This window comes from Pseudomonas koreensis (genome assembly GCF_036668835.1).
Classification (GTDB): domain Bacteria; phylum Pseudomonadota; class Gammaproteobacteria; order Pseudomonadales; family Pseudomonadaceae; genus Aquipseudomonas; species Aquipseudomonas koreensis_I.
Genome location: NZ_JAZEVW010000005.1, coordinates 143828 through 169090, shown reverse-complemented (window position 1 = coordinate 169090; position 25263 = coordinate 143828). Strand labels below are relative to the sequence as shown.

The following is a 25263-nucleotide window of genomic DNA, read 5'->3' as shown; positions in this document are numbered from 1 at the left end:
CCTTAAATCCACAACTTCTTGAAGTCACGCCCGCCAAAGATCAGGTTGACCATTGCGCGGGTCACCATGATGGCCGTGAACATCGAGGTAAAGATCCCGAGGGACATGGTCACTGCGAAGCCCTTCACCGGGCCGGTGCCCATGGCGAAGAGAATGCCGCCGACCAGCAAGGTGGTCAGGTTGGCGTCGAGAATCGCGGTGAATGCCCGGCCGAAGCCTTCGTTGATTGCACGCTGCACGGTCATGCCGGCGGCGATCTCTTCACGGATCCGCGAGAAGATCAGCACGTTGGCGTCGACCGCCATACCCATGGTCAGCACGATACCGGCGATGCCCGGCAGGGTCAGTGTGGCACCCAGCAGCGACATCAGCGCCAGCAACAGCACCATGTTCACCGCCAGTGCGACAGTGGCGATAACGCCGAAGAAGCGGTAGATGGCGATGATGAACAGCGACACGAACAGCATGCCCCACAGCGACGCGTCGATACCTTTGGTGATGTTGTCAGCACCCAGGCTCGGACCGATTGTGCGCTCTTCGGCGAAGTACATCGGCGCCGCCAGACCACCGGCACGCAGCAGCAGCGCCAGCTCGGACGATTCGCCCTGGCCGTTCAGGCCGGTGATACGGAACTGCGCACCCAGCGGCGACTGAATGGTCGCCAGGCTGATGATCTTCTTCTCTTCCTTGAAGGTCTGCACCGGCACGTCTTTCTCGACGCCGTTGACCACCTGTTTGGTGTAAGTCGTCACCGGGCGCTGCTCGATGAAGATCACCGCCATGCTGCGACCGACATTGGAACGGGTTGCGCGGCTCATCAGCTCGCCACCGTGGCCATCCAGACGGATGTTCACTTCCGGCGTGCCGTGCTCGCCGAAACCGGCCTTGGCGTCGGTGACCTGGTCACCGGTGATGATCAGACCACGTTCGATCTGCGCTGGCGGACGATTGCCCTCACGGAATTCGAACGACTCGGAAGTGGCTTTCGAAGCGCCAGGCTCAGCGGCCAGACGGAACTCAAGGTTGGCCGTCTTGCCGAGAATACGCTTGGCTTCGGCGGTGTCCTGCACGCCTGGCAGTTCAACCACGATACGGTTGGCGCCCTGACGCTGCACGATCGGTTCGGCAACACCCAGCTCGTTGACACGGTTACGCACCGTGGTCAGGTTCTGCTTGATGGAGTATTCACGGATTTCCGCCAGCTTGGCCGGGGTCATCGCCAGACGCAGCACCGCTTGACCGTTGAGGTCAGCCGGAACAATGTCGAAATCGTTGAAGTTCTTGCGGATCAGGCTGCGGGCCTGTTCGCGGGCGTCTTCGTCAGCGAAGCCCAGCTGAATGGCACCGCCCAGTTGCGGCAGGCTGCGATAGCGCAGTTTCTCTTTGCGCAGCAGGCTCTTGACGTCGCCTTCGTAGACTTTCAGGCGTGCATCGAGGGCTTTGTCCATGTCCACTTCCAGCAGGAAGTGCACACCACCGGACAAGTCCAGACCCAGCTTCATCGGGTGCGCACCCAGATTGCGCAGCCATTGCGGAGTGGTCTGTGCCAGGTTCAGCGCGACGACGTAGTCATCACCCAACGCCTTGCGCACAACGTCCTTGGCCGGCAGCTGGTCTTCGGCCTTGCCCAGACGGATCAGACCGCCCTTGCCGCCCGCGGTCAGCGTGGCTGCCTTGACGTTGATGCCGGACTCTTTCAGCGCCGTGCTGACGCGATCCAGATCGGCCTGATTGACCTGCAGAGCCGTGCTGGCGCCGCTGATCTGAATGGCCGGGTCATCGGGGTAAAGATTGGGAGCGGAATAAATCAGACCGATCGCCAGCACCGCCAGGATCAGAATGTATTTCCACAGAGGGTATTTGTTCAGCATCACGCCGCCCGTTATGAACGCGGGGCGCCTTGCGCGCCCCGTCGATTGAGTAGAAGTTGTTGCTCTTAGATCGCTTTCAGCGTGCCTTTTGGCAGCGTGGCGGCGATGGCGCCTTTCTGGAACTTCATTTCAACGGTGTCGGAGACTTCCAGAACCACGAAGTCATCGGCAACCTTGGTGATCTTGCCGGCGATGCCGCCAGTGGTCACGACTTCGTCGCCTTTCTGCAGGCTGCTCAGCAGGTTCTTCTGCTCTTTGGCGCGCTTGGCCTGTGGACGCCAGATCATCAGGTAGAAGATGACCAGGAAGCCGACCAGGAAAATCCACTCGAAGCCGCCGCCCATTGGGCCTGCAGCAGCCGGTGCAGCTGCGTCAGCCATGGCGTTAGAGATAAAAAAGCTCATTTAGCACTCCAGTTGCAAATGTTGAATCTTGGGGTCAGAAAACTCAGTCCAAAGGCGGAACGGGAAGTCCGCGTTTGGCGTAGAAGGCATCGACAAAGGCGGCCAATGTACCCTGTTGAATAGCCTCGCGCAAACCAGCCATCAGCACCTGATAATGGCGCAAGTTATGGATGGTATTGAGCATGCTGCCGAGCATTTCGCCGCACTTGTCCAGGTGATGCAGATAAGCGCGCGAGAAGTTCTGGCAGGTATAGCAATCGCAGGTCGGATCCAGCGGCGATTCATCATGGCGATGGAACGCGTTACGGATCTTCAGCACGCCGGTATCAATGAACAGATGCCCATTGCGGGCATTACGGGTTGGCATCACGCAATCGAACATGTCCACACCGCGGCGCACACCCTCAACCAGATCTTCCGGTTTGCCAACGCCCATAAGGTAACGAGGTTTGTCAGCGGGCATCTGCCCCGGCAGGTAATCGAGCACCTTGATCATTTCGTGCTTCGGTTCACCCACCGACAGACCGCCGATGGCGAGGCCGTCGAAGCCGATCTTGTCGAGGCCTTCGAGCGAGCGCATGCGCAGGCTTTCATGCATGCCACCCTGGACGATGCCGAACAGCGCCGCGGTGTTGTCACCATGGGCGTTCTTCGAGCGCTGGGCCCAACGCAACGACAGCTCCATCGATACGCGAGCCACATCTTCGTCAGCCGGGTATGGCGTGCATTCGTCGAAGATCATCACGATGTCGGAGCCGAGATCGCGCTGCACCTGCATCGATTCTTCCGGGCCCATGAACACTTTCGCACCATCGACCGGCGAGGCGAAGGTCACGCCCTCCTCCTTGATCTTGCGCATCGCACCGAGGCTGAACACCTGGAAGCCGCCGGAGTCGGTCAGGATCGGACCTTTCCACTGCATGAAATCGTGCAGGTCGCCGTGCTCCTTGATCACCTGCGTGCCGGGACGCAGCCACAGGTGGAAGGTGTTGCCCAGAATGATCTCCGCGCCCGTGGCGACGATGTCACGCGGCAACATGCCCTTGACCGTGCCGTAGGTGCCGACCGGCATGAACGCCGGGGTCTCGACGGTGCCACGCGGAAAGGTCAGGCGACCACGGCGAGCCTTGCCATCGGTGGCCAGCAGCTCAAAGGACATTCGACATTCGCGACTCATTCTGTTTCCTCTGGGCCTGATTGTTCAGGGGCAGTTGGAGCGGGATTGCGGGTGATGAACATCGCATCACCGTAGCTGAAAAAGCGGTAACCGTTGTCGACCGCGGCTTTGTAGGCAGCCATGGTCTCGGGGTAACCGGCAAACGCCGAAACCAGCATCAACAGCGTCGATTCCGGCAAATGGAAATTGGTCACCAAGGCATCGACCACATGAAACGGCCGGCCCGGGTAGATAAAGATGTCAGTGTCGCCACTGAACGGCTTGAGCACACCATCGCGCGCCGCACTCTCCAGCGAACGCACGCTGGTCGTGCCGACCGCGACCACTCGACCGCCGCGCTCGCGGCACGCTGCCACCGCATCGACCACGTCCTGGCCGACTTCCAGCCATTCGGTGTGCATGTGGTGATCTTCGATCTTGTCGACGCGCACCGGCTGGAACGTCCCCGCACCAACGTGCAGCGTGACGAACGCAGTTTCGACGCCTTTGGCCGCAATCGCCTCCAGCAACGGCTGATCGAAATGCAGCCCCGCCGTCGGCGCCGCCACCGCGCCCAGGCGCTCCGCGTACACGGTCTGATAACGCTCGCGATCCGAGCCTTCATCCGGGCGGTCTATATAAGGAGGCAACGGCATGTGCCCGACACGATCGAGCAGCGGCAGCACTTCTTCAGCGAAGCCCAGTTCGAACAACGCATCGTGACGCGCCAGCATCTCGGCTTCGCCACCGCCGTCGATAAGAATCTTCGAACCCGGCTTCGGCGACTTGCTCGAGCGCACATGCGCCAGCACGCGGTGGCTGTCGAGCACGCGCTCGACAAGAATTTCCAGCTTGCCGCCGGACGCTTTCTGCCCGAACAGCCGCGCCGGAATCACCCGGGTATTGTTGAACACCATCAAATCGCCCGGGCGCAAATGCTCAAGCAAATCAGTGAATTGACGGTGTGCCAGGGCGCCGCTCGGCCCATCGAGGGTCAGCAGGCGACTACCGCGACGCTCGGCCAAAGGATGGCGGGCGATCAGCGAATCAGGAAGCTCGAAAGTAAAGTCAGCAACGCGCATGATGGGGTTCGTCTAGCAGGGCCGGAAAGTCTAGCGGAAATATCAAAAATTGACCATGAAACGTGATTGACCAACGGTAATGACCTCTCTATACTTCGCCGCCATTGAGCCCTGATGGCGGAATTGGTAGACGCGGCGGATTCAAAATCCGTTTTCGAAAGGAGTGGGAGTTCGAGTCTCCCTCGGGGCACCAAAATTAAGAAAGGTCTTGCTTTGCAAGGCCTTTTTTTTCGTCTGTGGAAAAGTGGGCTGTTGGGTTTTCGTATGCCGGGGACGCAGAAGCTTGCCTTCAACAACCGCGCCGAGGATCAGACGCAGGAAGATTCGAAACCAAGCACGGCACCCACGAGACAAAGACCTGCTGAGCAAATTGTCGCCGATAAAAAAAGGCCTCCGAAGAAGCCTTTTTTGAATCCCAGCCAACTATTTTTTTCTGCACACTTCAACATCGTTTTGTGTTTTCAGATCGGTGTCGATGCCCAGCCGATATCTGCAGTAATCAATGATCCAGTTTCGCTCCTCGTCCGTAAGTCGTTCGACTCGCCGAATTTCGCCGTCATTGGCGTGGATGTTGTAAAACTTCATCTGAAACGTCGGATGCTTCTTGATGAACAGGATGGTTTCTATGTCACCATCTTCCAGCGCTTCGTAATATCCGAGGTAAAGCACGCTCACCAGAATCAAAACCATCAGCGCAATCAGCTTCTTCATTGTTGCGGCGCCGGAGGTGGGAGTAGTTGAGTTTTTGCTCTGAGATTCCTGACCAACTCCATGCCGATATTTCCGGGACAGATCTTGCCTTCAGATGCTTGACCTGGGTATTCCCGGTGACCGCCAAAATGCTTGATCACAAACACACTTTTAAGCGCGTCGATCAGATGCATCAACGCGGTGATCTGAGCAGCAGGTATCACATTGGTCGTGCTGTATCCGAGGCTATCAAGCGCAACACGGCCCTTCGAGACCCAATCCCCGCCCTCCTCCGCTGTTGTCAGGTTTTCCAGTAAAACAATGCCAATCAGGCCTGTATTGAATTTCAGGACACTCGAACCTTGAAGGCGTATGTCGCGGCCCTCATAAACTTGCCCGGTGCAATCAATACCGAAGTGATAGCCGATATCGTCATATTTCTGGCTTAGGTGCCCCTTCTGGATTTCCTGCATCTGCTCGGCACCAGGTGTGCAGCTGTGGCTGCGGCCGGCGTGGTGCAGGGCGATCATGGTGTAGTCCCAATCCATCACCATATCTGGCTTGCCCTTCAAGGCCCCCCAAGAAGAACGCTCTACGAACGTCGTGTTCAGTGAACGGACCTTCTTGATGATCGCTTCACGCGTCGCAGCTCGATCATTCACAGTAATAGGTATCGGACACATGAACTCGCCTGGCTTGATTTCCTGGGCGGTCGCTTGAGTCGCGAATAGATTGGTCATCACACGCCCTCCGCCAGCTCATGGAGTGTCCGTGCCGGAGCGCTGAACATGACGTGCAGTGAAATTTTCGCATCGGGGGACGGCGTCTTAACGTGAGCAATACCGTTGGCGTCGGTAACGCCTGTGGTTTCTACACCGTTGACCGTCGCCACGAAGTCACGGAATGCCAACGGAGTACCCGTTTCGCTGTCGGTAACGCTGAACGCTTGACCATAGGTCTTCTGGATCGCAAGAGGCATGGGAGGGACGAATGGAGCAGGCGTATGCGAATCACCGATGATCACGGTGCCGGAGCCGCCGACTACAACGTCACCGTGCGTTCCGACAGTATCAACCAAAGCTGCGTTTTTCCCGTTGATAAAAACGGTCGCTGAGACGCCGGAAACCAACGCGCTACCGCACGTGCAGGTGTCGCCTTTACGAGCGGCGGCTAGCCCATCGAAGAAAACGTCAGGAGAGCCTGAGGCGATGGCTTTGGCGCCATGTCCAGGCATCGGGCAACTGGTCGGATCGGTTAAACGTGCTGCTGGCTTCGCCACAATTGACTCCTTGTCATGATCATCTATGAAGCGACCTTATCAGAAATCAATAGACCCGGTCCGTCTGAACTGGACCTACGCAATAGCCAGCACGATGGATTTCGCAGCCTACGTATGTCAGCGGCCGTATACAAACAAGCGCTTGTGAATGTCCGCTTACGGCCAAAAGCGGACGTTCTGGAGCGACCACTTTCGACCAATAGCTGACGTCTACTTCAGGCTGAATTTGACTCAATTGAGCATTTGATATTTGACGTGCCTAGCGTCCTCATTTCAACTTGCGCATCAAATCTCAGAATAAATACCGTTGAAATGAATAGAATTATTAATTCCGGGTCTTCCACATACAAATAACCCAAGGCCGCAATTATCGACATAGTCCGCCAACTAAACTCCCTTCCAGTGCACACCAGCCATATCCTACTTAAGCCCCTCACCCTAAAAAGCTACATATCTGCCAATACAATCAAAACCTACCATCAAGGGCCGACTAAAACGATTCAGCAGCTAATATCGTCAGGATGGATACTAAAAATACTTTCAAACATGCGACTTGTTTTATCCTTTATTACTCCAGAATCTTCTCGCTCTGTAAGCCAAGAGAACTCATATTTAAATTCCCCCTGCCCAGTCACCCACTGACTACTCAAGTTATATACAAGGTTCGCAGCGTAAAACGCATTGAACGTCTTTTTTATATTGGCTTCAGCTTTTCCAGGAATCATACGTGGCAAAATCGTCTGCTCTTCAGAATGATCACTATACAATGATAAATTTCTCAACCAGATATCTTGATACTTCCTAAACTCCTCTCCAAACGTAAAATTTTTTCCTGCCCAACAGAAAAATTCTGGAGCCTCAAGCTTGTCCAAGTTAAAAGTTATAAAATGCGAGAAGAGGACGCGAATGGCAATACTTTCTGGATCGTAATCAAAACTGTCTTGCTGCCTTAATAGCTCTTGGATTGAGCCTCTGTCTTTTTTCCATGTAGATATCAATGTAGGTATTTCATATGGATGCTCGAGGCCACTGCTCTGCGTCAGTATTTGCGCCACCTCGAGGTATTCTTTTTTGCTGTAATCCTTAATATGAAATTTTAAGTAGGAGTTTTCTTTCACAGCCCTGCAAAGTGCTAGAAACCGATAATTACAATCGGCAACACTAATGAAATCCTTAGTGCAAGTTACAGCCTTTGGGAAACCTTCTGAAGGATTAAGTGATATATCACAAATAAGAAGATACAGCGCTACAAGAGGGCTATCGATTAGCTTAGGTGCCTCACTATTTGTCAACTGCAGAAACAACCTGAACGCCTCACCATATACTCCTTGTAGGTAACCCTCTTTATCAACTTGCTCGAACGTTATCTTATTTTTGGTTACAGATGACAGAAACTGTAGCTGAATAAACCTAGCCTGACCTTCAATTATATCAAACCCTCGAATAGGATATAGCTTTATAGGGCCCCCATAGAAAAACCCGCTAAGTTTGGCGACCTTGTTACTCTCAAAATCATCGTGCCAAGCGTCAGGATTAGGAAGAAACTCCGACTCAGGATCAAACATGCTTTTTAGGATATTTAATGTTGCATTGTATGCAACGTTGAAAGCATGAGCCTTTGACTCAAAATAATTTAAAGTTGCCACCTGTTTAATGGCCGAAGCATTCATGATCAGCGATCTGTAAAACGCTATATCCAACGTATTGTTCGTTACGGTGTTAGCATGTGCAATGTCTGGATCCGTATGATCTTTGCCTCTGCGCATCTCCGACTCAGCCCACGCCATGAGTGGCTTTTTGGCTTTCTTCGATTTTGCGAGGTGTTGCAGCGCTTCCATATTATTATGCGTTTGCGCGGGATAACCCATGCTCAACATAAAGCCTATGGTTGAGCCAATGAATTGCCACCAGTGAACGGTTTCGTGGAGATATGTCGAAAAAGCTTGAAACTCTTCCCAAGTGATATCACCGTTCTTTTTTTTAGTGACGCTATCGACCAGCTTGTGTACTGAATAACTCAATCTAAGAACATATTGCGTGGGATGATATAAACCCAAAGCATCAAGACAAGAAGCAAGACCAGGCTGTGATGCCTCAATTTGACTAAATGTGTCCAATAGCGGGTGAGAGAGTTTTGCATAGCCGTCATCACTGAGCATAATCAGTCCCCAACGCGGTGATAAAACGATAAATAGAGAAGGTTTACTGCCGCAAGCACACGCGACAAAATGCTTGATTAAAATCATTATCTGGTTGATACAAGCTAAGCTCGAATTGAGTACAAAGTCAAATACACCCGGCCGCAACCCTAAACGAACGAAGTTTATCGATGCCATTGAATAAGTTTTTATACTTTAACCGAATACTCAGATGAAGCATTCGCTTTTGCGCCGAGCACAGACGCTCGCGGTCGGATGCTATTTTTCGGACATCATCGCCCACAAGCAACTATAGCAAGCTTCGTGCGTTCCACCGGCGAGTTTAAGATGAGGACTACATCCTTAACCTCATACTCCTTGCCACTCTGCTCGTTGCAAAAAACTCGGACACCCACCTTAAGTGAAATCCGTCAGCAATGCTTTTCTTTAAGACTTTTCAGACTTATGTTTGCGCTTCAAGGACTCTCGCCGCCACGCCATCTTTGAAGTGAAAGTAACTGGCAAGCCCAAACACAATAAATTGCGCAAATCCCAGCTTCAAGGTTGGCTGCGCAATCATCCCAAAATAGAACAACAAAGACACCGCTACCATGAAGAAGCGTTTGGAAGCATACCAGGCCAGAAACCTATCATCGGTAGTACGGTGCTTGATGGCCGACCTCGTCATTTTTACTGCTACCTGTCCAAAAATTATGCAAGACCCCAGCGACCAATCAGCTGAAAGCACAATTTCCTGCCATGTGTAAGCATACAGCTTAATGAGTACCAGCATCGTGAAGGGAATCACGATGAAAAGGTACTCGGACATAAGTTCGGCTAAAATAGCCTTCCGGTCTCTAGAGGAGAGGTCTGGGTTCATGCTGAAGCCCCACATCTCGATGGATGTCAATCACCCTTTTAATTTTCGCGCTGGATATGAAAGGCTTACCTTTCCCAGCGGGCGGCGTGTAAATTTCATAGGCAACTTCAGCCTCCATAACATCTTTTGGGCCGATAGGTTTTATCAGCCCATCCTGATACCCTTCTAGCCAGCCGAGATCAGAAATATTGGCATTGTATCGACTCCCAGTGCTGACACTTAACATGGCCCATGCACCCTTGCCTATATTGACAGGAGCCCTAACATAAAGTTTATCAACACCAATATGGCTTTCCTTTGTTCCCAAAAACATATCTTTGGGATTAGCATTGAAGCGCCAATGCGTGTTGATAGGAGTTACGCAGTGAGCTTCAGTCAGGGTAGCCGTAGCACTCTCTTCTGGAAGCAATCGTTTGTTGGCTTCCGAAAGTTTACTCAAAGCCATTGCCAAAGCTTTTCGATCGATCATTGGATCCACTGTTTGCCCAAAATCAAACTGACTCAAGTGAGTTTCGAGCTTAGCCGCCAAGAGGTCTACGTCTTCTTCTGTGCTGGTTGAGTCGATTTCAGAAAGTTCATCCGCTAATTTCACACCGGCATCAAAAACAGCATCTTCTACCCACGTTCTTACCCTCCCTGGAACGGACTTCAGCAAACTCGCTATCGATCCCGTCTCGACATTTTCCAATCGAAGTTCAAAGTCGTCTGTTGCGCCAACGCTCGTTGCAATAACTTGCCCGAGTGCCTGGTAAGCTTCTATGTAGCTGCTCATGGCCTGGAATATTTCGGCAGGTCTGCGACGTTCCTTGGCAAAATCGATCTTGATCTTCAGCGTCTCGTGCATTGCGACCTACTTCCATGAATGATTAATAGCACTAGGGCTACCTGAAAACTCTCTTCTGCACGATCAGTAGACGCGCTAAACGGTCTGAACGATCTGAACGATCTGATTAGAGCCTCGCACCTCCAGAACCAGAAGGTCGCTGATTCTAATTCCAATGGTGGCAAAATGTCTTCGTCTTCTAGGATGCATGGCGTAGTGACGTCCTAGCGTCGCCTCTCAGAACACTGTTCATCCAAACAGTACCCCAGATGTGGGTATCTGGCAAATCCACTGTCCACAGATGTACTCAGCCTTTGTTGCTACAACCCAGAGTGCCTTCGAATCTCTAAGCCTGGCTCGGCCTTAGTCGTTTAGCCTGCGATAACCGTGTCGCAAGCGTGCGAGCTCATAGCCATGCCAATGGTCGAGTGCTGTAGAGCTGAGGTCTCGCATTGAGCTATCCTGACACCTATGCTAATCAACCATGAACGTGAAAAGCTGATCGAAGCGGTCAAGTTTTTTGCGAAAAATACGCGAAAGCTGGGAAAGACAAAGCTTTTTAAGCTCCTGTATTTCTTAGACTTTACGCATTTTAGAGATACTGGCCGGCCCGTCACCGGGCTGGAGTATTTTGCGTGGCCTATGGGGCCTGTACCCACCGAACTATTCGAGGAACTCAGGCGCCCAGAGCAAGACTGGGATGGAAACTGCTCGTTCGAGTTCCTATCTACGGCGAAAGGTCAGATGCTTCGAGTTGAGGCTTTGAGCGAATTTGACTCGTCTCACTTTACGAAGCGTGAGCTTCGGATCATGCATAGTTTGGCAGATCAATTTAGAAATTCTGACGCGGAGCAAATGGTGGAAGAAACTCACCTCGAAAACCTGCCGTGGCATCAAATCTACGAGGTTCAGGGGCGAAAGCAAGAGAACATCCCGTACCGGATGGCTGTACGCAGGCAGGAGGAGGACGCCGTTATGAGGCTTGCCGCCGATCGAGCAGAGTTGGTCGCCACATTAAGGAAATGATGTGACCCCAGGAACAGTATATCTCCATAAAGATTTCTTGTTTGCTGATGGCACAACCAAAGACAAGTACTTGGTTGTGCTGGGTAACTTGAAAAATGGAATTGTTCTGGTGGCCAAAACCACATCGCAAGGGCATCACTACCGAAATGACTTCGGATGTCAAAGCGCCAACAGATTTGCTGCTTTCTTCTTTCCTGCTAACTCCACTTGCTTCCACAAAAATACTTGGGTCTGCCTGAGTGATTTTTATGAGATCAGCGAGAATAAACTGACACAGGGGTTAGCGACCGGCGATGTTTTCAGGATCGGCCATCTTGGAAATGCGTTCACGCGGGACGTGCAGTTTTGCGCTAAGGGATCGGATGACATTAGCGAGGCGCAAGAGTCGATGATCGACGGCAGTTTGGCTCCAAGGTAAGCCCCCTCCTGTACGAACTTGCTTTGGCACGACCCTATTGAGGCTCTTCTTTTGGCCGACAGCGGTCGCTTGCCGATGTCTGCTTTTGGCCTAAAGCGGCCTGTTGCTACAGCCGACTAATCGCACGCAGAGCTGGCGGCCTGAATAAAGACCGCTAACCGCATCTATTGAGCAGGCCGGGAGCGCGAGCACTCTTTCCTTCAGCATCACACGCGTGACCTCGCTCATTGATTTCTCACGCATCAGAAGTGTTACACCAGATAGCAGGGATACACGTCTCTAGGCTGGTGTGCGAAGTAAGTGTAACTTACGAAATACTCAATAAATACAATCACTTAGCGACATTCGTTACACCAGTTACATGAGTTACACCACATTTGGAGGGATGTATCCCCCCGCTCCCCGGAAGCATCAATCCCACCAGCGAACGTCAGGTGTGTGTCCCTCCGAGTGGCTGGGGCCCCTGAGGTTTTCCTTTAGACACGGGGTCGAAAACCCGCCGGACCGTGTTAGCGGGAGAACCCCCAGCTTAGTGAACAGGTGAACCGGGTGAACTGCCTGTTCACCTGTGCATCTGCACTACGAAACAATCGATCCAAGGCCACCATTACCGGTACGGTAACGATGTCCTTTCTTCTTCAAGATCCTTTCAATTTCAACTTTGAAATTTCGGTAAGCTGCAGCATCTCCCGCTACCACAGTCTCGCGGGTTTCCGACCCCGTACCTTACGGAATCCCTCAGGGTCCCCAGCGAGTTTCAGCTACGCCTCGCAAACCTCGCCTCGATACTCGCCAACATCAGGTATCCGTGGCAGCGGCCGATATCGTCTCTGTCATTTGCCTGACCTAATCACACCAGCATCTGGTGGGTCAGCAGGCGTTATCTAAGTGGAGACAGAGTGATGGGCCAAGTTAAAGAAGCAATGGACACCCTCATAGAAGGCGTCGGGCTGGCGAAAACGATTGCTCTGAAGGCTGCGAAGCGCCCATGGAGCAGGGCGACGCTGATGGCCGCGGTCGGTGTGCTTGTGATGGGGTCTTATTGTTTCTACCTGACGTTGTTGGTCGGTGAGTTCGGAAAGAACACAGAAGACTTCTTTGCCGAATATCTGATGCAGCAACAGGACACCTTTGATCAGCGAGCACTGGACTACATCGAGATCTGCATAGATGCTCAGAAAAATAATGATTCGAACAAGGACTACTACTGCCAGGACGCCACTGCCTTTTACAAGGACGCCATCACGGACTTACCCAATAACAGGGTTGAAGAGAACATCCGGCGCGCTGCCCATAGCGCAATGAAGGTTGAGTTGGCGGCCAAGCTCCGCGCGAGCGTTATGGAGCGCGCTATAAAGAAAAGACCAAAACTCAATGACACCCTGAAATTTTTACTCAGCATCCAAGGTCTGATCCTCTTCTGCACGATGGGTGCGATCGTCATGGGCGGTACCGCTTTTTACACCTATCGCTTGGCCCCGCCAGAACGATAGGCCAGCCAGCGAGCCGGGGCCTGTATCCCTACTTGTATCCCAGATTGTATAATCAGCCTGCAAGCCACGTATTATATGGAACCCGATAGTCTCCCTCGGGCACCAAAATTAAGAAAGGTCTTGCTTTGCAAGGCCTTTTTTTCGTCTGCATTAAAGTGGACGCGCAACGCTGAAGACTCACCACCGCGCGGGTCGCACGTGACATGCACGGACTCAGGTGTCGGAGTCGTTTGCAGGCTCAGCCTGAGCACTTCCCCCAAACAACCGCGCCGCCATCGCCCGCCCCCGCTCCAACCCCTCCTCCGTCAGCCAAACCGATTTGTTCCTGTTAACCGGATCACTGATCAAATCCTGCTCGTGCAAACGGTTCATGATCTCGAAGTCATAGCCTTTCCAGGTATGACCACGGTCGGAGGCGTAAGCCGCCAGCAAGGCAAGGACGGCGTCGTCGATCAATTTTTCGTCGTATTCCATGGTAGTTACTCCACTGATGTTCAGACCGCTCTAATCAAACCGCCACATCAAAATGAATGTAAACGCTGCGCCAGCCGCTCGTATAATCACGCCGCACAACGACCTGCCGCGGGCATATCGTGCGCACTCCGGACTCAAGTCCTCCATTCAACTGACAAGACACCCCATGGAAACCTCACTGGAAACCATCGCCCTCTTCTCCCTCAAACTCGCCTACGAGGAGGAAGGCCTGAGCCCGATTCTGCATGATGACATGGTCATGGGTGATTACCAGAAGGACATTTTCGAGCTGTTGCTCAAGCGCGGCGATGTGCAGGCGATTCAGTTCAAGATGAACGAATGCCTGAGCCTGGCGATGGATGCGTTGGGCGGGGTTGAGAAGCCGTTGGGGCGGGAGTTGAGCAAATTGTCGGCGCAGTTGAGTCAGGCGCAATCGCTGGAGCAGTTGGGGCAGCCGCTGCTCGCGATCAAGGGGTATTTGCGAGACATTCTTTGAATGCCGCGCGGGCATTGCTTGAGAAAACATCCCGGTATTTCTTCTGATCAGCGATGCGCAGTCCACCTAATAGAAGGCATGGCGCGACGCTACTATTTTGCTATCTTGCCGTCCACTCTCTACTGACGCTTCCAGTCGTCGTCTCTGTCTCGTGGAAAGAAGGAAAATTCGATGGATGCTTTGTTGTGTGCAGGGGTCATGGCTGCCATGTGGTTTTGGGTCGTGCGCCAGCGTGGGAACTGGAATCTGCTGCTGGCCAACCTTGCCGGGGCTGGCAGCGCTGTGGTGGCGGGCATCGTCTTCACGTTGATTTATGACGGGCTGTTCGGCACTACCATGGCAACGCCCGGACTGCATGGCAGCCTGGTGAGTTTCATGACCAGCGCCGGCGTCCTGGCGGGGGTGTGGTTGTGGATGGCCAAGCGGCGACAGCCAGCGCATCCGGTTGCCCGGCAACTGCTCGCGGGGGTCTGTGGTTTCGCTGCGGGGATGGTCACTCTGGTGTTTCTGGCGGCGAATTATTTTCCGCAACCGTAACCGGACGGCGCGTCTATTTTGTTATCTTGCCGGCCATCTTTGGCACACCGTCGATGAGTGCCGTTTTCAGGTTATGAAGGTTCAAGGGAAAGGATCAAATGGAGTTTCTGCGTTTTCTGGCGTTTGTCGCGGTCTGGGGTTTGATGTGGCGCTGGGTGGTGAAGAACCGCGGTAGCTGGAATATTTTCTACAGCAACATCGTTGGCGCGGCGGGCGGTTTCATTGTCGGGTTGGTGGTGTTGTCGATCACGCTGTCGCTGTTTCCTTCTGCGTATAAAGCCGAGCAGCCCGAGAGTGTCGTGGCGCAAAACGTCGAGCCGACCTCTGTGTTGCCTGAAGCTGAGGCAGTCACGCCCACCGCCGAGCTGAAAGATGCGCCAGCGTTTGCGGCCATCGAGCCGGACGAAGCGCCTTCCCCTGCCGACTCGGCGTTGTTGCCGAACTACGCCAGCCGGGCGCCAAAAACCATGGCGGTACAGACGGTGCTGAATCAAAGCGACTATGAGGGTCGCATGGCCCTGGCTGCGCTGAACAAAAAATTGCGCAGCGACGATCAGGCAGACAAGTCGATGATTGCCTATGTGATGTGCAGCCCGTTCGTGACCAGCACCCTGCGCTATCCCGCATCGGCGCGTTTTGCCGACAGCAAAGCGCTGGTCAGCCATCGCTTCAAAAATCAGGTCTACACGTTCAGCAACAGCGTCACCGCGCGCAACATGAATGGCGACGATGTCACCTACCGTTTCGATTGCTCTGTGCAAGAGCAGCCGCGGGTTGACGCGACCGCTGGGGAATGGCGCTTGCTGGCGCTGAAAGTACAAAAAGCCGCCTCTTAAGCCTCGCTTAAGCGCTCAAGGCGCCGGCTGCGTTATCATCGCCAGCCTGTGCGCCTTGAGCTTTGCCCTTCGATGTCTGAACACCTGACTGATCCCTCTTTGCTGCCGCCGGTTCTGGCCGGCCCGCTGTTGCGCCATCTGCAGCCAACGCGGCTGGTCATGTGGCTGGTCGGCAGCCGCGAACTGGCGCTGACCTTGCGCCTGCAAGGTGTAGGAGACATTCCTCTCGATGCCGGGAAATGCACGGTCATTCCTGTAGGCCGCCACGCGTTTGTTCACCTCATTGATGTTGCTCTCGACAGCGCCCTGCCCTGCGATACACGTATCGACTATGACCTGCTGATTGATAACGCCGCGGGTGTTGCCGATTGGGGGCCGCATCTGCTGTACGCCAATGCGACGAGTCCGAACTTCGTCCTGCGCTCGCGGATCGATCAGTTGCTGCATGGCTCCTGCCGCAAGCCGCATCACCCGGCCACCGATGGCCTGCTTTGCGTTGATCAGTTGCTGGCTGAGGAAGCCGATCCGCAACAACGCCCGGCGCTGCTGATGATGAGCGGTGATCAGGTCTACGCCGACGATGTCGCCGGGCCGATGCTGCGCGCGATTCATGCATTGATCGAACGGCTCGGCCTGTTCGACGAACACCTCGAAGGCGCGGTGGTCAGCGACAGCGCCAAGCTCTACGAACACCCGGCCAGCTACTATCACCGTGCGGATTTGTTACCGGCGCTGGAGAGCAACGAGACGTTGCGCGAGCGATTTTTCGGCGGTGCGCGCAAGCCGATTTTCACCAGCAGCAGCGCCGACAATCATCTGGTGACCTTCGCCGAAGTCATGGCGATGTACCTGCTGGTGTGGTCGCCGACACCGTGGTCGCTGATCAATCCGCAGGCACCGACACTGACGCCGCCGCGCCTGAAGCGCTACCGCCTCGAACAGACGCGCATCGATGCCTTCAAGACCGGCTTGGGCAACGTTGCCCGGGCGCTGGCGCATCTGCCGAGCCTGATGATTTTCGACGATCACGACATTACCGATGACTGGAATCTCTCCGCGCAGTGGGAGGAAACCGCCTATGGCCATCCGTTCTCCAAGCGCATCATCGGCAACGCGCTGATCGCTTATCTGTTGTGCCAAGGCTGGGGCAACAATCCCGATGCGTTCAAAGAAGTATTGACCAAGACCCGACAGCTGAGCGCCAGCGGTGATGACGGTTATCTGGACCAACCGGTGCAGGACGATCTGATCGATCAGTTGCTGCGCTTTCAGCAGTGGCATTTCGTCCTGCCGAGCAGCCCGGCGCTGGTGGTGATCGACACGCGCACGCGGCGCTGGCGTAGTGAAATGGCGCTCAAGCAGCCTTCGGGTTTGCTCGATTGGGAAGCGCTCAGCGAACTGCAGCAGGAACTGCTCGATCACCCGTCGGCGATCATTGTTTCCCCGGCACCGATCTTTGGTGTGAAGCTGATCGAGACCGTGCAGAAGGTTTTCAGCTGGTGCGGTTATCCGCTGTTGGTCGATGCGGAAAACTGGATGGCCCATCGCGGCGCCGCGCAGGTGATCCTGAACATTTTCCGCCACTCGCGCACACCGGGTAACTACGTGGTGCTGTCGGGTGACGTGCATTATTCCTTCGTCTATGAAGTGCTGATCCGCCATCGGAAGGCCGGCCCGCGCATCTGGCAGATCACCAGCAGCGGCATCAAGAACGAATTCCCACCGACCCTGCTGGAATGGTTCGACCGCCTCAACCGCTGGCTCTACTCACCGCGCTCACCACTGAACTGGTTCACCAAACGCCGGCAGATGCGCATCGTGCCGTACACGCCCGAACATGCCGAGGCTGGGGAACGGTTGTGGAATTCAGCGGGGATCGGTCAGGTGTTTTTCAATGAGCAGGGGCAGCCGAGCGAGATTGTTCAACACAATTCGAATGGGGCGGTGAAGACGCGGATGTTGGCGCCGGAGTTGGGGGATGAGCCGGATTAAGGGATGGCCGGTGAGGTTCCATTCGACAGCAGCTCAGTTGCTGACAAGTACTGGCGATCAGGATTACAAACCTCTCGGAAACGTCTCCAGAATACCTGGGTGATACTGAACACAATTGAATCCTGCCGAATTGTGCTCTACCCACCAAAGGTCTAACTCATGCAAACCATCGCCTACAGCAAAGTCCGAGCGTGCCTTGCAAAATCCATGGATCAGGTCATCAACGACCGCACGCCCCTGCTCGTTATCAGGCGAAGTGCCGATCCTGTGGTAATGATTTCCTTTGCAGATTACTGCGCAATGATGAATACAGCTGAAGCAGTAAGTGCTCCAGCTGTTGCGATGCCGTGATTACGACGATTGACTAGAGGCCAGTGCTCGCCCAACCCCTCTGACAATCATCCCCACCTCCCGCTCATCAATCGTCAACGGTGGCAGCAGCCGTATGGTCTTGCCGCGGGTGACGTTGATCAACAAGCCATGATCCCGCGCCGCAATCATGGTCAGATCGCGCACCGGTTGTTTCAGCTCGATGCCGATCATCAGTCCCTGTCCGCGAATCGCCAGCACATTGTGGTTGTCGGCGAGTTCTGCGCGTAACCGGGCCAACAGGCGCTCACCTTGTACCCGCGCGTTGTCCAGCAAACCTTGTTCTTCAATGATATCCAGCACCGTGCAGGCGACCCGGCAGGCCAGCGGGTTGCCGCCGAAGGTGCTGCCGTGACTGCCCGGGGTGAACAGTTCCGCTGCGCGGCCACGTGCCAGGCAAGCGCCGATCGGCACGCCATTGCCGAGGCCTTTGGCCAGGGTCATGACGTCGGGAACGACGCCTTCGTGTTGAAAGGCGAACCACTGCCCGGTGCGGCCCATGCCAGTCTGGATTTCATCGAGCATCAGCAGCCACGCGTGGCGATTGCACTGATCGCGCAGGGCTTTGAGGTAACCGGGCGGCGCGACCTGCACACCGCTTTCGCCCTGAATCGGCTCGACCAGAATCGCCACGATGCGCTCGCCGTGTTTACGCTGCACTTGCTCCAATGCGGCGAGATCGCCGAACGGCACTTTGACGAAATCCCCCGGCAGTTCGTTGAAGCCCAGGCGCACCGCCGGGCCATCGCTGGCCGACAGGGTGCCAAGGGTGCGGCCATGAAACGCGTTGGCCATGACCACCACCAGCGGCTGTTCGATCCCCTTGCGCCAGCCATACAAACGCGCGAGTTTCAGCGCGGTTTCATTGGCTTCGGCACCGGAGTTGTTGAAGAACGCGCGCTCCATGCCGGCCAACCGGGTCAGACGTCTAGCCAGTTGTTGCTGCCAGTCGATGCTGTACAGGTTGGAGGTGTGCAGCAGCAATCCCGCCTGCTCGCTAATCGCCGCGACAATGCGCGGATGCGAGTGGCCGACGTTGGTCACCGCCACCCCGGCCACAGCATCCAGATATTCACGACCGGCCTGATCCCACAGGCGCGTGCCCAGGCCTTTGGTGAAGCTTAGGGCCAGTGGTTGATAGGTGTTCATCAGCGCGGCGGTCATGACGTGAAACTCCAGTTCGGGTCGGTGTGCTGGCAGTATGGTTAGCCAGCGAAACTGGATAAACTCGGCAAAACTTCAATCATTTGAAAGCCGGGCTTGATAATGGATTTGTTCCAGTCAATGAGCGTGTATGTCAAAGTCGTCGAGGGCGGCAGCATGACTGCGGCCGCTTTGCAGTGCGACATGTCGACCACCATGGTCGGCAATCACCTGCGCGCGCTGGAGCAACGGCTCGGTGTGCAATTGCTGCAGCGCACCACCCGCCGCCAGCGGCTCACTGAGTTCGGCAGCGTTTACTACCAGCGCTGCCTGGACGTTCTGGGCCTTGTCGCCGACTCCGAACGCCTCGCAGAGCAGGCCCTCGACGAGCCACGCGGCTTGCTGCGCATTGCCGCGCCGCTGACCTTTGGCGTCGAGCGGCTGACTCCGGCGCTCAGCGAATACGCCCTGCTGTATCCGCAAGTGAAACTCGACGTGGTACTGACCAATGGCCGCCCGGACCTGCTGGAGAATGGCCTCGATGTTGCGTTCCGGCTGGGCAGTTTCGATGAGTCGTCCAACCTGATCGCCCGCCCCTTGATCGACTACACCTTGACGGTCTGCGCCTCGCCGCAATACATCGCCAGACGCGGCATGCCGCACACGCCACAGGACTTGCAGCAACACGACTGCCTGTCGTTTGCCTACCCTGCCGGTGATGACTGGCAATCGGTGGAAAAGCGCTGGCGCCTCAGCGGCCCGGAGGGCGAAGTCCTCGTCGACGTGAGCGGGCCGCTGCTGATCAACAGCTCCGCCGGTTTGCACCAGGCCGCGCGTAACGGCATGGGCATCATGATGCTGCCCGATGCACTGGTCGAACAGGACCTGCGCGAAGGCAAACTGGTCAAGGTGGTCGCCGATTACCCGCCACCGAGTCGGCCGATGCATTTGCTGTATGCGCCGGATCGTTATCGTTTGCCGAAGCTGAGAAGGTTCGTCGAATTTGCGATGCGCACATGGGGTAAACCCGTGGATGCATTCGACGGAAAATAGCCACGCAGGGAAAAAACCCGACCACCAGCCCGTTGCTCCGTGACAACGTCGCCCCGCTCCCCTAAATTAGTCGGCCTGAAAAAGCCCTGGGCTTGTTCGTCTCCATTCAAGTTAAAAGTAGTGAAATTTCAATGTCCGATTTCAACACCGCTGAATCCGTAGCCACCCAGTCGTCCAAAGCGGAATACGAAAACTCCATCAATCTTTCACAACACCTGCCACAAGCCAAAATCATCAGTGAGATGGTCCTCGACGCGTTCCAGTCGACCCGCGAGAGCGACCAGATCCGCGAACTGCGCGCCGCCATTCGTCAGGCTCACGACAGTTTCGATGACGACAAGGCCTACGAACTGATGGGCGAACTCAAAGCACTGAAAGACGCCGAGGCTGCGGACCTCGCCGCGCTGGAGGACCTGAGCAGCAAGTTCTCGATCGGGCGCATTCTGTCCAGCTTCAAGGACGACCCGGCGTTTCAGGAAATCGTCTACGGCCTCGCGTTGAAGGTGCTGAACCAGACCCATCAGGCGATCAGCAATCCGGGCGGTGGCAAGGGCAAGGCTGCGAAGAAGAAAGAAGTCGAAATCTTCACCATCAGCAAGGACGGCGCCAGCGTGACCCTGCCGCTGCGCACGCCGCGTTCGCGCCTGAACGTGGACCGTGAAGCGCTGGAATTCCTTGGTTTTAACTTCGTCGGTGAAGGCGATGAAGCCGAGCTGGAAAGCGAAACCTTCCTGGATAATGCCGGGACGGAACAGGCTGTGAACCGTAAAAACATCATTACTGCGCTGCAGCAGAAGACGGCGTTTGATGGGTACAGCATCGCGGCGCAGTAAGCCGCCGAGTGCTTGTGAAGAAGCCCCGGGCTGAGTGATCAGGCGGGGCTTTTTTTCGGCTGGGTAATTCGCGGTGTTGGTTCGATCGTAGCCCCTCACCCCAGCCCTCTCCCGAGGGAGAGGGAGCCGATTTGTGGGCTGTTCAAAAGTTGCATTCGACGCGGTATTTTCGTTTCGACGCATCACGCCCAACCAAGCCGATCAGTCCCCTCTCCCTCTGGGAGAGGGTTAGGGTGAGGGAAACAGCCACCACAGATCTCAAGCCGAAGCATGCACCGCCGCAATCATGTCCACTTCAATCGCCGCATTCTTCGGCAACTGATACACACCAATGGTGGTGCGCGTATGCCGTCCGGCATCACCCAGCACATGGCTGAACACATCCGAAGCGCCGTTGGCCACTTCGCTCAGGTCGACGAAATCAGCCGTCGACTTCACATACACCGTCACCCGCAACAACGTGCGGATCTTGTCCAGCGACCCCACCGCATCGACGATCAGCGCCAGGCAACGCATGGCGCTGATGCTCGCGGCGGCTTGCGCGTCCTTGAGGGTCAATTCCAGCCCGACCCGACCCGGATACAGAATCTTGCCATTGACCCGCGGCACCATCCCGCTGATGTACAGCTCATCGTGATGCCGAATCAGCGGCGCGTAATTGCCACCGGCGGTGTTCTCGCCATAAATGTCGTAGTTCAGTTCTTCGGCCAGGGCGATAAAGCGCTCATCGCAGGTCATCCGTTCGGTCATTGCGCCCAGCCTTTGGTTTAGGTCACTTGTTTCGACAGTTGAAGGCCGCACCACGATTGCGAACGAACCAACGACACATTTGGATCCAAATCTAGAACTTTTACCAAGGCTTCGCAAGAAGCCTCTGGGTACCCGATTTCAAAGCGCTTTAGCTTGCTCACCGCACCGACATGACGCTACGCGGCACATCGCTACGATTGTTTCCCTTTGAGCGCGAGTCTAGGGTCACACAGCTTCTAGCTTAGACGTAAACCGCCCCTTCTATCGGGACGACCTTAGCTACTTATTTGCAGTTATATGCGTTTATCACTATAACTATAAATAAGTTCGTATGAGATCAAGCTGTGGACAAAAATACCAATCCATTCAACCCCGGAGCAGGCGTTTCCCCACCCGAATTAGCAGGACGATCCGAGGTGCTGGAAACGGCGGACACCGCATTGGCTCGTACGAAGCGGCGTAAACATGCGAAATCGTTGATGATTCTCGGCTTACGTGGCGTCGGAAAGACGGTGCTTCTGAATCAAATCAAAGACCGTGCTTTAGCATTGGGCTACCTGGCTGAAATGCAGGAAGCCCATGACGGCGCCGAGCTGAAGCAGCTCCTGATTCCGGTGTTACGCCGCTTGCTATTACGATTGGATCGAATGCAGAACACAGTCGAGACAGTCAAACGAGGAATACGTATCCTCCGTAGCTTTATCGGCAATATCACAATAGCAGCGGGAGGCGCCGAAGTTACGCTTGGGGGAGATTCCGAAACCGGCTACGCCGACAGCGGGCATCTTGAAGACGATCTGCGAGACGTCTTGATAGCGACAGCAGAGGCCGCTCGCGACGCAGGTCAACCGGTTGCCATATTGATTGATGAATTACAGTACCTGTCGAAAGAAGAGCTTGGCGCGCTTATCCGCGGCATCCATGCAGTCAACCAGGCAGCTCTGCCTCTGATCCTTTTTGGCGCGGGTCTTCCGCAGCTTGCTGGGCAAGCGGGCGATGCAAAAAGTTATGCTGAGCGGCTATTCGAATTTCCTCGCTTGGGCGCTCTGTTAGAGATAGATGCCTGGAAAGCCTTGCGTGACCCTGTTGAAGAGGAAGGCGCCAGTATCTCTGACGAAGCGCTACGCGAGATTTTTGAAAAGACCCACGGTTATCCCTATTTTCTGCAGGAGTGGGGCTATACCGCTTGGAACATCGCCAAGGGACAGTCTATAACCCAGGCAGATGCGCAGGCAGCAACGGAGGAAAGTATCCGTAAACTTGACGAGTCGTTTTTCAGGGTCCGCTTTGATCGCACAACCCCGGCTGAACGAGATTACATGCGTTGCCTTGCAGAGTTGGGAGAAGGACCGCAGCGCTCTGCTGACGTTGCGAAAGCGCTAGGGAGAAACGCTACGAGCCTGGGCCCAGTACGCGACAGCCTGATCAAAAAGGGCATGATCTACAGTCCGGAATATGCACTTATCGCATTCACCGTTCCGCTGTTTGACGAATTCATGAGACGGGTGACTGTCTCTCCGCCCCCATAAATGCCGTTACACACCCATCAAGCCACCGCGGCAAGCTGTTGGAGCAGGCGGCATGCAAATAGGCATTAGAGCCGCCAACAAAAAACCCCGCACATCTCTCAATGTGCGGGGTTTTTCGTGAAGCCTGTAAACCTTACGGCGCGTACGTCAGCAGCAGCTCGCTTGGCACCTTGAAGTCCAGGGACATCATGACGCTCAGCGCGGTGATGGTGAAGATCGAGAACACGAACAGCTTGCGTGCCCAGACCGTGTCATCCACTGCCTTGTAGCCGGTCCAGGCCATGTACAGCCAGTACATGCCCATGGCCGCGGCGACGGCTAGGTAGCTCATGCCGGCGTAGCCACTGAAGGTCAGCATCAGGGTCGCCACAAGGAACGCCAGGATGTAGAGCAGGATGTGCTTCTTCGCCACTTGAATCCCGCGCTTCACTGGCAGCACCGGAATCGAGGCAGCCAGGTAATCGTTGAAGCGGAAAATCGCGATGGCGTAGGAATGCGGCATCTGCCACAGGCTGAACATCACCAGCAGGGTCAGCGCGGCCATGTCGAAGCTGTTGGTGACGGCAACGTAACCGATCACTGGCGGCATGGCGCCCGACAGACTGCCCACCAGCGTGCCGTGAACCGACTTGCGCTTGAGGTACAGGCTGTAGAAGCCGACGTAGATGACGAAGCCGATTACTGCGAACAAGGCAGCCAACGGGTTGGCCACCTTGTACAACAAGGCAACGCCGAGAACACCCAGAATGGTCGCGTAAACCAGTGCCAGTTTCAGGGAGATCAAGCCCTGGACCAGCACGCGGTTCTTGGTGCGTTCCATCTTCAGGTCGATGTCGCGGTCGATGCAGTTGTTGAACACGCAACCGGAGGCCACGACCAGGGAAGTACCGATCATGGCGGCCAGAAACACCGCCAGATCGACATGCCCTTTCGAGGCCAGGAAGAACCCGCCTGCCACAGAAAGCACGTTACCGAAAATGATCCCCGGTTTGGTGATTTGGATAAAGTGCTTGAGCGACATCGGGTCTACCTCACTTCGCCATCATGTACGTGTGGATGCTGAACATGATCCACAGCGACAGGCCAACCAGCAGCACGATCACGATCGCCGTGAAGACGAAGGCGATCACGTTGTTGCGCTGAGCAATGGAACGGTCCAGGTGCAGGAAGTAATACAGGTGAACGATCACCTGGATCACGGCGAACAACAGCACGATTGCCAGCGTCGTCGCCTTCGGCAGGCTCGGGTACATCACCAGGCCGAACGGGATGACGGTCAGGATCACCGACAGGATGAAGCCGATGGCGTACGACTTTACGCTGCCGTGGCCAGCATCATGGCTGTCATGGGAGTGTGCATTAGCCATTACAGAGTCCCCATCAGGTAAACAACGGTGAATACGCAGATCCACACCACGTCCAGGAAGTGCCAGAACAGGCTCAGGCAGCTCAGACGGGTCTTGTTGGTCGCCGTCAGGCCGTGCTTGTTGACCTGGTACATCATCACGCCCATCCAGATCAGACCGGCCGAAACGTGCAGACCGTGAGTACCGACCAGGGTGAAGAACGCCGACAGGAAGCCCGAACGGCTAGGACCGAAGCCCTCGGAGATCAGCAGGTGGAACTCGTTGATCTCCATGGCGATGAAGCCTGCGCCGAGCAGGAAGGTCATGAACAACCAGCCCAGGACTGCCTGCTTCTTGCCTTTGTACAACGCCAGCATGGCGAAGCCGTAGGTGATCGAACTGAACAACAGCAGAGCGGTTTCGCCCAGCACGTAAGGCAGTTCGAAGATGTCGTGGCCCGACGGGCCACCGGCAACGTTGTTTACCAGTACTGCGTACACCGCGAAGATCGACGCAAACAGAATGCAGTCGGTCATCAGGTAGAGCCAGAAACCGTATACGGTCATCTCGCCCGAGTCGTGGTGATGGTCATCGTGCCCATGGTCACCATGGGCGTGTCCAACATTGGTCACTAAGTTCGACATG

Annotated in this window: 27 protein-coding genes and 1 tRNA gene; 12 read left to right on the top strand and 16 right to left on the bottom strand. The window is 55.2% G+C overall.

The genetic code is table 11. The features are described 5' to 3' along the window. Positions 1-2: 2 nt before the first annotated feature. The 4 genes from secD to queA all read right to left on the bottom strand — a co-directional run bounded on the left by secD (position 3) and on the right by queA (position 4513). Positions 3-1871: a protein translocase subunit SecD gene (secD, locus tag V6F91_RS16370; protein WP_332766159.1), complete on the bottom strand. Its 1869-nt coding sequence runs from the start codon at positions 1869-1871 to the stop codon at positions 3-5. 65 nt (positions 1872-1936) lie between these two features. After that, positions 1937-2275, bottom strand: coding sequence for a preprotein translocase subunit YajC (yajC, locus tag V6F91_RS16365; RefSeq protein ID WP_007916913.1), 339 nt, complete (start codon positions 2273-2275; stop codon positions 1937-1939). A gap of 43 nt (positions 2276-2318) precedes the next feature. Beyond that, on the bottom strand, positions 2319-3434 hold the full coding sequence (tgt, locus tag V6F91_RS16360) for a tRNA guanosine(34) transglycosylase Tgt (RefSeq protein WP_332766156.1): 1116 nt from the start codon (positions 3432-3434) through the stop codon (positions 2319-2321). A gap of 14 nt (positions 3435-3448) precedes the next feature. After that, positions 3449-4513: a tRNA preQ1(34) S-adenosylmethionine ribosyltransferase-isomerase QueA gene (queA, locus tag V6F91_RS16355; protein ID WP_332766154.1), complete on the bottom strand. Its 1065-nt coding sequence runs from the start codon at positions 4511-4513 to the stop codon at positions 3449-3451. A gap of 108 nt (positions 4514-4621) precedes the next feature. Here queA and V6F91_RS16350 point away from each other — a divergent pair. Beyond that, positions 4622-4706, top strand: a tRNA-Leu gene (locus V6F91_RS16350). Positions 4707-4936: 230 nt separating this feature from the next. Here the strand turns inward: V6F91_RS16350 and V6F91_RS16345 are convergent. The 6 genes from V6F91_RS16345 to V6F91_RS16320 all read right to left on the bottom strand — a co-directional run bounded on the left by V6F91_RS16345 (position 4937) and on the right by V6F91_RS16320 (position 10344). Then, positions 4937-5224 (bottom strand): hypothetical protein, encoded by a 288-nt coding sequence (locus tag V6F91_RS16345; protein ID WP_332766152.1) that lies wholly within the window; start codon positions 5222-5224, stop codon positions 4937-4939. After that, entirely contained in the window at positions 5221-5943 is a 723-nt protein-coding gene (locus V6F91_RS16340; protein WP_332766150.1) for an N-acetylmuramoyl-L-alanine amidase, read from the bottom strand. The genes V6F91_RS16345 and V6F91_RS16340 overlap by 4 nt, the downstream gene beginning before the upstream one ends. Next, complete coding sequence (locus tag V6F91_RS16335) at positions 5943-6482, bottom strand: PAAR domain-containing protein (protein WP_332766148.1); 540 nt, start codon at positions 6480-6482, stop codon at positions 5943-5945. The genes V6F91_RS16340 and V6F91_RS16335 overlap by 1 nt, the downstream gene beginning before the upstream one ends. A 500-nt stretch (positions 6483-6982) precedes the next feature. Beyond that, on the bottom strand, positions 6983-8818 hold the full coding sequence (locus tag V6F91_RS16330) for a hypothetical protein (RefSeq protein ID WP_332766146.1): 1836 nt from the start codon (positions 8816-8818) through the stop codon (positions 6983-6985). Between the two features lie 265 nt (positions 8819-9083). Beyond that, positions 9084-9500 (bottom strand): hypothetical protein, encoded by a 417-nt coding sequence (locus tag V6F91_RS16325; protein ID WP_059403154.1) that lies wholly within the window; start codon positions 9498-9500, stop codon positions 9084-9086. Next, positions 9478-10344 (bottom strand): hypothetical protein, encoded by an 867-nt coding sequence (locus tag V6F91_RS16320; protein WP_332766142.1) that lies wholly within the window; start codon positions 10342-10344, stop codon positions 9478-9480. The genes V6F91_RS16325 and V6F91_RS16320 overlap by 23 nt, the downstream gene beginning before the upstream one ends. A 450-nt stretch (positions 10345-10794) precedes the next feature. On the opposite strand from V6F91_RS16320, the gene V6F91_RS16315 reads away from it, so the two are divergent. The 3 genes from V6F91_RS16315 (at position 10795) to V6F91_RS16305 (ending at position 13260) form a co-directional block, all read left to right on the top strand. After that, positions 10795-11349 (top strand): Panacea domain-containing protein, encoded by a 555-nt coding sequence (locus V6F91_RS16315; RefSeq protein ID WP_332766140.1) that lies wholly within the window; start codon positions 10795-10797, stop codon positions 11347-11349. 1 nt (position 11350) lies between these two features. Next, on the top strand, positions 11351-11767 hold the full coding sequence (locus V6F91_RS16310) for a hypothetical protein (protein ID WP_332766138.1): 417 nt from the start codon (positions 11351-11353) through the stop codon (positions 11765-11767). A 902-nt stretch (positions 11768-12669) separates the two neighbouring features. Then, positions 12670-13260, top strand: a complete 591-nt coding sequence (locus V6F91_RS16305; RefSeq protein WP_332766136.1) for a hypothetical protein — start codon at positions 12670-12672, stop codon at positions 13258-13260. A gap of 213 nt (positions 13261-13473) precedes the next feature. Here the strand turns inward: V6F91_RS16305 and V6F91_RS16300 are convergent, their stop codons facing one another. Next, a complete protein-coding gene (locus tag V6F91_RS16300; RefSeq protein ID WP_332766134.1) occupies positions 13474-13734 on the bottom strand; it encodes a DUF6429 family protein in 261 nt (86 codons plus the stop codon). 166 nt (positions 13735-13900) lie between these two features. Here V6F91_RS16300 and V6F91_RS16295 point away from each other — a divergent pair, with 166 nt between their 5' ends. From V6F91_RS16295 to V6F91_RS16275, 5 genes are all read left to right on the top strand, one after another. After that, positions 13901-14230 (top strand): hypothetical protein, encoded by a 330-nt coding sequence (locus V6F91_RS16295; protein WP_332766132.1) that lies wholly within the window; start codon positions 13901-13903, stop codon positions 14228-14230. A gap of 171 nt (positions 14231-14401) precedes the next feature. Further along, the gene (locus V6F91_RS16290) at positions 14402-14767 is read left to right on the top strand and encodes a hypothetical protein (RefSeq protein WP_332766130.1); all 366 of its coding nucleotides are present in this window, start codon (positions 14402-14404) and stop codon (positions 14765-14767) included. Between the two features lie 98 nt (positions 14768-14865). Continuing rightward, positions 14866-15603, top strand: coding sequence for a hypothetical protein (locus V6F91_RS16285; RefSeq protein WP_332766128.1), 738 nt, complete (start codon positions 14866-14868; stop codon positions 15601-15603). A gap of 72 nt (positions 15604-15675) precedes the next feature. Further along, on the top strand, positions 15676-17595 hold the full coding sequence (locus V6F91_RS16280) for an alkaline phosphatase D family protein (RefSeq protein ID WP_332766126.1): 1920 nt from the start codon (positions 15676-15678) through the stop codon (positions 17593-17595). Between the two features lie 159 nt (positions 17596-17754). Beyond that, positions 17755-17946 (top strand): type II toxin-antitoxin system Phd/YefM family antitoxin, encoded by a 192-nt coding sequence (locus tag V6F91_RS16275; RefSeq protein WP_258448074.1) that lies wholly within the window; start codon positions 17755-17757, stop codon positions 17944-17946. Here the strand turns inward: V6F91_RS16275 and V6F91_RS16270 are convergent, their stop codons facing one another. Further along, positions 17947-19128, bottom strand: coding sequence for an aspartate aminotransferase family protein (locus V6F91_RS16270; RefSeq protein WP_332766123.1), 1182 nt, complete (start codon positions 19126-19128; stop codon positions 17947-17949). 102 nt (positions 19129-19230) lie between these two features. Here V6F91_RS16270 and V6F91_RS16265 point away from each other — a divergent pair, with 102 nt between their 5' ends. Together V6F91_RS16265 and V6F91_RS16260 are read left to right on the top strand one after the other, a co-directional pair. Then, positions 19231-20160: a LysR family transcriptional regulator gene (locus V6F91_RS16265; RefSeq protein WP_332766121.1), complete on the top strand. Its 930-nt coding sequence runs from the start codon at positions 19231-19233 to the stop codon at positions 20158-20160. 131 nt (positions 20161-20291) lie between these two features. Beyond that, complete coding sequence (locus V6F91_RS16260) at positions 20292-20993, top strand: hypothetical protein (protein WP_332766119.1); 702 nt, start codon at positions 20292-20294, stop codon at positions 20991-20993. A 258-nt stretch (positions 20994-21251) separates the two neighbouring features. Here V6F91_RS16260 and V6F91_RS16255 read toward each other — a convergent pair whose 3' ends face one another. Further along, positions 21252-21743 (bottom strand): RidA family protein, encoded by a 492-nt coding sequence (locus V6F91_RS16255; protein WP_332766117.1) that lies wholly within the window; start codon positions 21741-21743, stop codon positions 21252-21254. 344 nt (positions 21744-22087) lie between these two features. Between V6F91_RS16255 and V6F91_RS16250 the strand changes: the two genes are divergently transcribed. Continuing rightward, positions 22088-23272 (top strand): ATP-binding protein, encoded by a 1185-nt coding sequence (locus tag V6F91_RS16250; protein WP_332766115.1) that lies wholly within the window; start codon positions 22088-22090, stop codon positions 23270-23272. 133 nt (positions 23273-23405) lie between these two features. Here the strand turns inward: V6F91_RS16250 and cyoE are convergent, their stop codons facing one another. From cyoE to cyoC, 3 genes are read right to left on the bottom strand one after another with little or no spacing between them, the layout of a single operon-like run. Continuing rightward, positions 23406-24293, bottom strand: coding sequence for a heme o synthase (cyoE, locus tag V6F91_RS16245; RefSeq protein WP_332766113.1), 888 nt, complete (start codon positions 24291-24293; stop codon positions 23406-23408). 10 nt (positions 24294-24303) lie between these two features. After that, positions 24304-24639 carry a cytochrome o ubiquinol oxidase subunit IV gene (gene cyoD / locus V6F91_RS16240; protein WP_007916940.1) on the bottom strand — a complete coding sequence of 112 codons (336 nt, stop codon included), beginning with the start codon at positions 24637-24639 and terminating at the stop codon, positions 24304-24306. Continuing rightward, positions 24639-25262 (bottom strand): cytochrome o ubiquinol oxidase subunit III, encoded by a 624-nt coding sequence (cyoC, locus tag V6F91_RS16235; RefSeq protein ID WP_090286077.1) that lies wholly within the window; start codon positions 25260-25262, stop codon positions 24639-24641. The genes cyoD and cyoC overlap by 1 nt, the downstream gene beginning before the upstream one ends. Between the last annotated feature and the right edge of the window lies 1 nt (position 25263).